This window comes from Paraburkholderia sp. HC6.4b (genome assembly GCF_014200875.1).
Taxonomy (GTDB): Bacteria; Pseudomonadota; Gammaproteobacteria; order Burkholderiales; family Burkholderiaceae; genus Paraburkholderia; species Paraburkholderia tuberum.
Genome location: NZ_JACHDC010000014.1, coordinates 236,433 through 243,029, shown reverse-complemented (window position 1 = coordinate 243,029; position 6,597 = coordinate 236,433). Strand labels below are relative to the sequence as shown.

The window sequence follows — 6,597 nt, the reverse complement described above, 5'->3', positions numbered from 1 at the left end:
CCCCTTCCCATCCCGAACAGGACCGTGAAACGACTCCACGCCGATGATAGTGCGGATTGCCCGTGTGAAAGTAGGTAATCGTCAGGCTCCCCTCCGGTCAAAAACCCCACCCGCCGCGGTGGGGTTTTTGCGTTTACGCGGCCAAATCAACAACAACATGCTCGACCGGGCACGAACAATAAGCGTGGTCGGACGCCGTTGCCAGCCACTGCCAAAAGTAGCCTGTTGATCGACGCGTTTTTGCGCATACGACCTGCGCACAAACAAGCGTCTAGCGCGTCCCGAGCGCTGCTCGGTGGCGTTCCCGCGCTCAACGCTAGCCTCCCGCACGTATCTAAGGACACAAGGATGTAGTGGTCAAGTTATTTCGGACAGGCTGATAGGTTCTTTTACTGTCGGTTTTGCCTCGTAGGCAACGGGCGACAGATAGCCCAAAGTCGAATGCAAGCGTACTGCGTTGTAAAAACCGACGATGTACTGGTTGATGTCGCGCCGTGCTTCATCGTGGTTGGCGTACTGACCGGTGAAAGACGATCAACGGGTTCAGCAGAAACTCGCCGCCTGAAGTCCCTGCTCATCAAGTTGCCTATACACCGATTGCTGCTCGATGCTCTTGACCGGCACGAAACGCATGTTCGGCCGCGCGACTGCCTCGCAGATTGCCTCAGCATCCGCCGCGTCATTCTTGTTCGTCTTGACGTACGGTTTGACAAACTGCGGTGCAATCAGTCGGACCATATGGCCCATGGCCTGCAGCTTGCGAGCCCAATAGTGCGCGCTGGCGCACGCTTCCATCCCGATCACACAGGCGGGGAGGTTGGCGAAGAAGCCCGCAACGTGATTTCGCTTGAGCACTTTCTTCAGCACCGTTCGACCATGCTCATTTACACCATGGACGGCAAAAACGTTCTTCGCCAGATCGATGCCAACTGTCGTAATCTTCACGATGGGCGCTCCCCTCGGTCAGGTGGTTGCTTCGACACATCCACTTTGGCACATTGATGCCGCTTCGGGTGGGGGCGTCCATCCCATTAGTCTTGACGCTAGCTCGTTCGACGGCAGCGACCACTTCTGCTTGTGCTGCGCGATGAGTTCGAGAACGGCCTGCAGTCGCAAGTTCGCCTGTGGCGCGCTGACCGTGCGGACCGCCGGCTTCTCCCTGAATCCGTCGTGAAGCGCGACCTTCCACTGGGCGGCAGACAGTTCAAGCGACACTGCCAGGATGACGCCCTCAGCATGTTGGTCCGGTAACGTGATTTGCGTCCATGATGCCCTCCGTTGAGCAACCCTTGGCACGGTCAATCTTACGACTCGGGCCTTGACGACTCTCACGCTACATAGGATCCGATTGTTCGCCGGGTCGCTGCGCGCTGGCCAACGTGCGGCCGCAATCATGAGCCTCATCCGCTCAGCGCAACTGAACGGTCACGAACCCCACGCATATCTGAAAGACAACGGGACACGGCCGCCCACCCACAGGGCAAGCGACATCGCCGCATTGCTGCCACATAACTGGCAACCTCTTACCGCTGTCGCCTGATTCACCGTTCGTCAACGTGGGTTCGCCAGCCGCTTACCGTACGCACGCAAGGCGCCGGATCATACGGAAGTTGCCTGTCCCTGCCACGGAAACGCGGCCAGCACCTCCCGGATCGCCATATCGAAAGGCGTGCGTCGGCCGATTCCGAGTACCTCTAAACGGCTCGATGCCAGATGACAGTTGTGCGGGCGCGGCGTCGCGTCGGTGGGGGTGCGCTGGGGCGTCAGGCGCGCGTCGAGTTGCAACGCTTCTGCCAGGCGTATGGCGATCTCGTACTTGTTCATCGGTTCGTCGCCCGACCATTGCACGATGCCAGAGACCGTGTCGCCGCGCGCGTGCCGCTCGAGCATCTGTCGGATCACGAAAGCGACATCGGGCGTGAACGTAGGATAGCGGATCGCCCAAGCGTCCATCCTGGCAGCCTGGGCCCCCGGCGCCGCCGCCGCTGCAATCGCCGGCACGAGGCTAGTCAGGGCCGATTCCGACCAACTGACGATCGGACCATATAGCAGCGGCAGACGCAGCACGCATCCGCCCTCGGCCGTGTCGGTCAGCGCTCGCTCGCCTTCGAGCTTGCTCTGTCCGTACGCGTTCAGTGGCGCAGGTGTGCTGTCGTGACGATAGGGCGGGTGCGTGCCGTCGAACACGTAGTCGGTCGAGATCGACAGTGTCCACGCGCCGTGTCGGTTCGCCGCCCCCGCGATCATTCGCACGGCATCGACGTTCAGCGCGCGAGCAAGCGCCGGATCGCGCTCGCATACATCGGGACGGCGCTCCGCCGCGGCAATCACGACGGCATCCGGCGCTACGCGGTCGATGAAACGCTCGACCGCAACGCTATCGCGAACATCCAACGCGACCATTCGCGGAGACGTTCGGCTATATGCGGTGGAGACGGTCTGCCAGCCGGTTTGGCGCGCGAGTTCGTCGTTGAGCGCGCGGCCGAGCAATCCGGAACCACCTATTACGGCAACCTTGAACATGCGCGGCACCCTCAGCGCACAGACGTGACCGTGTATCCGGCCTCGTCAATTGCGGCCTTCAGCGCATCGACGGGTTGCGCCGACTCCACGAGCACGCGGCCGGTCGCGAGATCCACCTGAACCTGCGCGGCGGCGTCGTGCTCGCGAATCGCGCTCGTGACAGCGGCAACGCAGTGCTGGCAGCTCATGCCTTCTACATGGAGTTCGATTGTCATTGCAAAGACCTCGGCGGAATCAGATTGCGGATAGTCGAATTATGCCTGCCGTACCCTGTTTGGGTAGCTGACCTTCCCACCATGGGAAGGTGTAGGATCGATTGGAGTTCAGCCGCAACCTTGAGGAAACAGTCATGAACATAGGCGAAGCGGCCCGCGTGTCGGGCGTTACGGCAAAAATGATCCGCTACTACGAAAGTGTCGGCCTATTGACTGCGAAGGCGCGCACGAGTGCCGGTTATCGCGTGTATGGCCCGCAGGAAGTGCATTCCTTGCGCTTTATTCGCCAGGCTCGCCGGCTCGGATTTCTGGTCGAGGATATCCGGCGGCTGCTTGCTCTATGGCACGACCGCTCGCGTGCAAGTGCCGAAGTAAAGCGGATCGCGCTCGAACATGTCGCGGAACTCGATCGCCGCATCGCCGAACTGACGGACATGCGCGACACTCTCGCGCATCTGGCCGATCATTGCCATGGTGATGACCGGCCAGATTGTCCGATTATCGAGCGACTGGCGGACACCGATCTTGTATCCGGACAAGGTTGCCGCCCGCTTTAGCGGCTGATCGAAGTGGAACCCAGCCTGCCGATTCTCAAGGTCGAGCGATTCATGCACCGAAAGTGCGCATAAAAATTGCGAAAACGATGTCCACTTAAAGGACGCCTGGATGAATCGCAATAAAATCAGGAACTGCATTGCACCTTTCGAGTGCACTATTCCAAAACGGAATGCACACCATGCGGGCATTTCACTGTTCAGGTTGCACCTTAAGGCTATAATACGGGTTAACCCTTTTACGGGAAATCCCTGATGTCAAATCACCGGGGATTCGATCTGATCCTTGGAGAACATCATGTTTGCATTCATTCTTGAGAAGCTCAGCACCTGGTTCGAAACCGCGGAACGTAGCCGTCGTGAGGCATATCTCGCCTCGTCGTCGGATATCGTTCAGCTGGAACAGCGCATCCGTTCGCTCGAAACCAACGGCTATTCGCTGTAAGTTTCCGCTTTGAGTTTGACCTGGCGGCGCCTGCTTTTGCGCGGCCGTGCAGTACCAATGTCGAGCCCCGTCAAAGCGGGGCTTTGTCGCATCTGGACATCGAAATCCGCGTGTGCCTTCGACGTTTTTTCGAGTGAACGGCGCAAGAAAGCTGCTGATGGCGAATATCGACTAGCTTCGTAACGCGGCCCGCGGTAATGTATGGCGTTTTTCGCGCAAGACGACATTCATAACCCATCGGGCTGTCCATGTCCTCCGTCCGTTCGCAGCAAACTTTCCGAGCCGTGATGGCCGTGGCCGCCATGGCGACGCTCGCCGCCCTCTGCGCCGCGTCGGACGCATTCGCAGTGTCCGATAACGGGCGTCCCCCCGTGATCCTCGATACGCTTGGCGGCGTCAATAATGGCCAGAGCGGTACCGTACTGCTGAGCTCGCCGCCTGCGCCGGAGCCGATCGTCGCCGCGCCGCCGATCGCGGCACCGGTCGAGCTGCCTCCGGAATCGTCGCCGCCGTTCGTGGTCGCGCCGTATATCCAATTGCCGGCGGGTGGTGGCGTGCCGCGGCCGGTGCCTCGAGCGGTGCCCCTTCCGCAATAGGCACCGACGGCGCGAGAGATCGTCGTCGGTGCTTCTGCGCGGTCCCGTTTCTCCCCCATATGCCAGCTTGCCTCGCACCCGACAATCTCATTCGGGTTTGGGCGCATGGCGTCCGTGAAACCGTCCGACGACAATCGTTGCGCGCCTCGCCGCCGTGAGCTTCGATCTCGGCATGTGCGCCTGCGTCACTGCTTCGAACGGAAAACACAACAAGGAGACGTCACCATGGTCAATCAATGGATGCAGCGTGCGACGCGCGCCTGCGTGATCCTGCTCGCACTGGCTGCGTTGCCCGGCGCTGGGTTCGCGAAGGACACGCCGGAAATGCCGACACTGACGATGGCCGTCGGCGGCTTACCTGGCCTGTACTATCTGCCGGTCCTCGCCGCACAGCAGCTCGGCTACTTCAAGGACGAAGGCCTGAACGTCACGCTCGAAGATTTCGCGGGCGGCTCGAAAGCGCTCGAAGCGGTGGTGGGCGGCAGCGCCGAAGTCGGCGCGGGCGCGTTCGAGCACACGTTGTTCATGCAGGCGAAGGGGCAGCACTATCGCGCGTTCGTGTTGATGGGCCGCGCACCGCAGATCGTGATCGGCGTGGTGAAGTCGAAGGCCAATCAGATCAAGTCGCTCGCGGACTTCAAAGGCGCGAAGGTCGGCGTGAGCGCACCGGGTTCGTCGACGGATCTCGTGCTCACCGTTGCGTTGCGCAAGGCCGGCGTGCAGCGCAGCGACATTTCGGCGATCGGTGTCGGCAGCGGCGCGACGGTGCTGGCCGCGGTGGGCAGTGGGCAGATCGACGCGCTGTCCAATGTCGATCCAATGATGACCAAGCTCACGCGTAGCGGCGCCATCAAGGTGCTTGTCGATACGCGCACGGTGAAAGGCACGCAGGAGGTGTTCGGCGGCATGATGCCCGCGGCGACGCTTTACGCGGCCGAAAGCTTCATCCAGAAAAATCCGAAGACAACGCAGGCGCTGACCAACGCGATCGTGCGTGCGAATCATTGGCTGCAGACTGCGAGCGACGCGGATCTGCTGAAGATGGTGCCGCAAGCCTATCTATTGGGCGACCCGACGCTCTATCTCGACGCCTTTCACAACGTGCGCGACGCGTATTCGCCGGACGGACTGATGCCCGCTGATGGCCCGGCGACGTCGCTGCGCGCGTTGTCGTCGTTCGATAGCCGGCTCGATCCGAAGAAGATCGATCTGGGTGCTACCTATACGAACCAGTTCGCGAGCAAGGCGGCCGCGCAGTTCAAGTGAGCGTATGCGGAGATCGGGTTGCGCAAGACAGCTGACGGGGAACCGCGCGCGGCACGCTCACGCGCCGCTCATCACGTTCAATTGCCGCGATATTCGACCTTGAACGTCGCAGCCTTGTCCTCGCCGAGCGTTTTGACGAGCCATGGCATCTGATCCTTCAGCGTCTTGGCGAGCGTATACGGCGGATTCAGGATGAACATGCCGCTACCGAACAGCCCATAGCCGTCTTCCGGCGGATTGCTGACGCTCAGGCTGACGTGCAGCCAGTTGTCCTTCTGCAACTGCTTCAGTTGATCGGGAAAGCGCTGCGACTCAGGGCGCTTGACCTGCGGATACCAGACCGCGTACGTGCCGGTCGGAAACCGCTTCAGACTTTCCTCGACACAGCGCAGCGTGCGCCCGTAATCGCGCTTGTCTTCATACGACGGGTCGAGCAGGATCAGCGCGCGGCGCGGCGCGGGCGGCAACAGCGTGAGAATCCCGTCGAAGCCGTCGCCCGCATACAGCATTGCGCGTCGGCCCGCGTCGCGAAAATTGTGGCGCAGCACGTCGATTTCGGTGCTGTGCAATTCGAAGAGCCGCATACGATCCTGCGCGCGCAGTTGTCGCCACGCAAGATACGGCGAGCCCGGATAAAAATGCAACTGGCCATCGGCATTGAGCGCGCTGACTTCATCGACGTATTCGGCGAACAGCGGCGGGAGATCGTTGCGGCCCCACAGTTTCGCAATACCCGTTTCGAACTCGCCGGTCTTCGTCGCGTAGCCTTCCTTCAGCGAGTAAACGCCGGCGCCCGCGTGGGTGTCGATATACCAGTAGGCCTTGTCCTTCTGGCCAAGGTAGCGCAGGAGCTGCAACACGACGGCGTGTTTCAGAACGTCGGCGTGATTGCCGGCATGAAAGGCGTGGCGGTAGCTGAGCATGATGAGAGGACGCTGAGAGAGCGCAGGCTGGCCCGAAGGAGCCGGCGACGCGCGGTCGCGTATTGTACGCGACCG

General features: G+C 61.1%; 7 protein-coding genes and 3 pseudogenes. 5 read left to right on the top strand and 5 right to left on the bottom strand.

What is annotated here, in order from left to right; genetic code table 11:
- Positions 1-357 precede the first annotated feature (357 nt).
- Positions 358-516: pseudogene (locus tag HDG34_RS22085) on the bottom strand (IS3 family transposase); the annotation flags it as partial.
- Between the two features lie 75 nt (positions 517-591).
- A pseudogene (locus tag HDG34_RS22080) lies at positions 592-945 on the bottom strand (transposase); the annotation flags it as partial.
- A gap of 403 nt (positions 946-1,348) precedes the next feature.
- Here HDG34_RS22080 and HDG34_RS22075 point away from each other — a divergent pair.
- Positions 1,349-1,540: pseudogene (locus HDG34_RS22075) on the top strand (transposase domain-containing protein); the annotation flags it as partial.
- Positions 1,541-1,599: 59 nt separating this feature from the next.
- Here HDG34_RS22075 and HDG34_RS22070 read toward each other — a convergent pair.
- Complete coding sequence (locus HDG34_RS22070; RefSeq protein WP_184062162.1) at positions 1,600-2,523, bottom strand: SDR family oxidoreductase; 924 nt, start codon at positions 2,521-2,523, stop codon at positions 1,600-1,602.
- A gap of 11 nt (positions 2,524-2,534) precedes the next feature.
- On the bottom strand, positions 2,535-2,738 hold the full coding sequence (locus HDG34_RS22065; protein WP_090803824.1) for a heavy-metal-associated domain-containing protein: 204 nt from the start codon (positions 2,736-2,738) through the stop codon (positions 2,535-2,537).
- A 134-nt stretch (positions 2,739-2,872) separates the two neighbouring features.
- On the opposite strand from HDG34_RS22065, the gene cueR reads away from it, so the two are divergent.
- The 4 genes from cueR (at position 2,873) to HDG34_RS22045 (ending at position 5,599) form a co-directional block, all read left to right on the top strand.
- Positions 2,873-3,295: a Cu(I)-responsive transcriptional regulator gene (gene cueR, locus HDG34_RS22060; protein WP_018418651.1), complete on the top strand. Its 423-nt coding sequence runs from the start codon at positions 2,873-2,875 to the stop codon at positions 3,293-3,295.
- 295 nt (positions 3,296-3,590) lie between these two features.
- Positions 3,591-3,737: a DUF3563 family protein gene (locus HDG34_RS22055; RefSeq protein ID WP_018418650.1), complete on the top strand. Its 147-nt coding sequence runs from the start codon at positions 3,591-3,593 to the stop codon at positions 3,735-3,737.
- A gap of 248 nt (positions 3,738-3,985) precedes the next feature.
- Entirely contained in the window at positions 3,986-4,333 is a 348-nt protein-coding gene (locus tag HDG34_RS22050) for a hypothetical protein (protein ID WP_260321283.1), read from the top strand.
- 225 nt (positions 4,334-4,558) lie between these two features.
- Positions 4,559-5,599 carry an ABC transporter substrate-binding protein gene (locus tag HDG34_RS22045; protein ID WP_184062160.1) on the top strand — a complete coding sequence of 347 codons (1,041 nt, stop codon included), beginning with the start codon at positions 4,559-4,561 and terminating at the stop codon, positions 5,597-5,599.
- A gap of 77 nt (positions 5,600-5,676) precedes the next feature.
- On the opposite strand, the gene HDG34_RS22040 is transcribed toward HDG34_RS22045, so the two are convergent.
- Complete coding sequence (locus HDG34_RS22040) at positions 5,677-6,522, bottom strand: 23S rRNA (adenine(2030)-N(6))-methyltransferase RlmJ (protein WP_184062159.1); 846 nt, start codon at positions 6,520-6,522, stop codon at positions 5,677-5,679.
- Positions 6,523-6,597 lie beyond the last annotated feature (75 nt).